We start from the raw sequence: 2246 nt of genomic DNA on the forward strand, positions 1-2246 counted from the left end.
AGTTTTGAAGGCGGCGCCGCCGACGGTTTCAACGTCATGCCGTCCTGGTTCCCGGGCGAGCTCGACGCCTTTGCAACGCTGGTGGTGCCGGAGTTGCAGCGGCGCGGCCTGTTCCGCAGGGACTATGAAGGCCGCACGCTGCGGGACCATCTCGGCCTCAAGCGGCCTATCTAAGATTCTTGGTTTCGCAATTCCGGACGGAAAACCGCGGCGCACTTTTCCTGGAATTGCTTCAGCTCAGTCCATTAGCTGCGCCGTTCCGGACACCCGGATCGAGCTGCCAAGCGTCGGCGGAATATCGGCATGGAGGCGCGAGCGCATGCCCATATCCTCGCCCTGGACGATGTCGATGGCGCCGCCATGCGGCCAGCCGAGATCGCGCAGATAGCCGGCAAAGGCCGCGGTCGCCGCCCCTGTCGCCGGATCCTCGTAGACACCGCCGGAAGCAAAAGGATTGCGCGTGTGGAAAATGCGCGGCGTCTCGGCATAAGCGAGCAGGATCGTGACCAAGCCTTCGCGCCGCATGAAGGACTGGCCCTGCTTCAGGTCATAAGCCATGGCGGCCAATGCCTCACGCGACCTCAGCGCCAGCACGAGGTGGTCGGCGCCGCCGTGGATCAGGGCTGGCGGAATGGCCGGATCGAGATCACCCGGCTGGTAGCCGAACAGCGCCAATGCCTCGCCGGCCAGTTCCGACGAAGCCGGCCCGCTGCGCGTCGGCGGCGACTGCAGCGCGGCGGCGACGTTGGCGCCGTTGCAAAAACCTTCGACGGTGATGGTCGCCTGATTGAGGATCAGCGCGAAGACCCCGTTGCCAAACTTCCTGACTAGCGCCGCACCGAGCGCAATGGTGGCATGGCCGCAGAACGGCACTTCCGATTCCGGCGAAAAGTAGCGGACACGCCAGCTATCGCCCTCGGGCGCGGCGAAAGCGGTTTCGGAGAAGCCGATTTCGGCCGCGACGCGCTGCATGTCGGCCGTATCCGGCAAGGCCTCGCCGATCACCACGCCGGCGGGATTGCCACCGGTGTTGCCGTTCGAAAAGGCTGCTATGCGCAGAATGTCCATGTTTCTCGCCTCGTATTGGTCAGGCGCGCAGAAAACACGGTTCAAAGTCTGTTGGGAAACGAAGAAAGCGACGAGCAGCTGTGAGCGGCAGTCATAGCCGCGTATCTTTGCTGCCAACTCCTCGACACGGGGATTTAAGGCAGCAGGCAAGATTTACACCGTTCGAAATCAGCGCAAGTGCTGGGGATTAGGCCCCAAACTTCGTCATCCCAGGGCGAAGCAGGAGCGCAGCTCCGTCGCGGAGACCCTGGGATCCATGCCGTGACCTTGATCGGGAGGTGCAGTGGCGCAGAATTCTGGATCGTTGCGACGCATCGAAGTCACGGAATGGATCCTCGGGTCTGCGCTGCGTCGCTACGCTCCTTGCTTCGCCCGTGGATGACGAAGTGACGGGCGTTCCTGGCCAATCGCCACGGCAAGGTCAGCCGGCCATCACCTTTTCGGCGCTGGCAGCGCCTGGCGCATCGGAGGCATGCGCGACCAGCGCCGTCATGATCTCGGCGGCGGCGAGCGCGGCAATCACCGGGGGCCGCTTATCCTTAACGGCATTGCCGCCGATCGGCGAGACAAGGCGGTCGAACTCGGCTTCGCTGCCATCGGCGGACTTCAGGAACCAGCTCCTGAAGGTGGCTTTCTTGGTCTTCGAACCGATCATGCCGACATAGGCGGTGTCGTCGCGCTTCAGCGCCTCGGCGACGATCAGGAAATCCAGGGCGTGATCGTGGGTCAGGATGGCGAAGGCTGAGCCGGCCGGCGCCTCGCGCACCACGGTTTCGGGCATCGGCGTCAGCCGGGTTTCCACCGTTTCCGGCATGCCTTCCAATGCCTCGGACCGGGTCTCGACGACGACGACGTGGATCGGCAGCAGCGCCAGCGACGCGGCAAGCGCCTGGCCGACATGGCCGCCGCCGAAGATATAGACATGCGGCAGATGCGCCTCTTCCGATTGAGCGTTGGCGATCAGTTGCTGCTCCAGCGAGCCGTCGACGAGGCGGATCAGCACCTCGACGCGGCCGCCGCAGCATTGGCCGATCTCCGGCCCGAGCGGGACGTCGAGCGTGGCGCAAACTTCATCGACCTCGATGCGGGCCTCTTTACCCTCCCCCTCGTGGGGAGGGTCGGAGAGCAGGCGGCGCGAAGCGGCGTTTGCTATCCGGGGTGGGGGCACGGAGACGCCG

2 protein-coding genes and 1 pseudogene are annotated in these 2246 nt (G+C 64.7%); 1 reads left to right on the plus strand and 2 read right to left on the minus strand.

The window, feature by feature from the left end; all coding sequences use genetic code 11:
• Positions 1 to 174, plus strand: a pseudogene (locus EOA27_RS42570) (nitrilotriacetate monooxygenase); the annotation flags it as partial.
• Positions 175 to 237: 63 nt separating this feature from the next.
• Here EOA27_RS42570 and EOA27_RS32790 read toward each other — a convergent pair.
• Positions 238 to 1068 carry a PhzF family phenazine biosynthesis protein gene (locus EOA27_RS32790; RefSeq protein WP_127258334.1) on the minus strand — a complete coding sequence of 277 codons (831 nt, stop codon included), beginning with the start codon at positions 1066 to 1068 and terminating at the stop codon, positions 238 to 240.
• Between the two features lie 421 nt (positions 1069 to 1489).
• On the minus strand, positions 1490 to 2246 hold a 757-nt coding region (xdhC, locus tag EOA27_RS32795), incomplete at its 5' end, for a xanthine dehydrogenase accessory protein XdhC (RefSeq protein WP_245491232.1).

It is taken from the genome of Mesorhizobium sp. M2A.F.Ca.ET.037.01.1.1, assembly GCF_003998075.1.
In the GTDB taxonomy this organism is placed as follows: domain Bacteria; phylum Pseudomonadota; class Alphaproteobacteria; order Rhizobiales; family Rhizobiaceae; genus Mesorhizobium.

What these genes read in the sequence shown, in the direction of transcription:
- EOA27_RS32790 (WP_127258334.1), bottom strand. Translation starts at nt 1,068, where the DNA reads ATGGACATTCTGCGCATAGCAGCCTTTTCGAACGGCAACACCGGTGGC.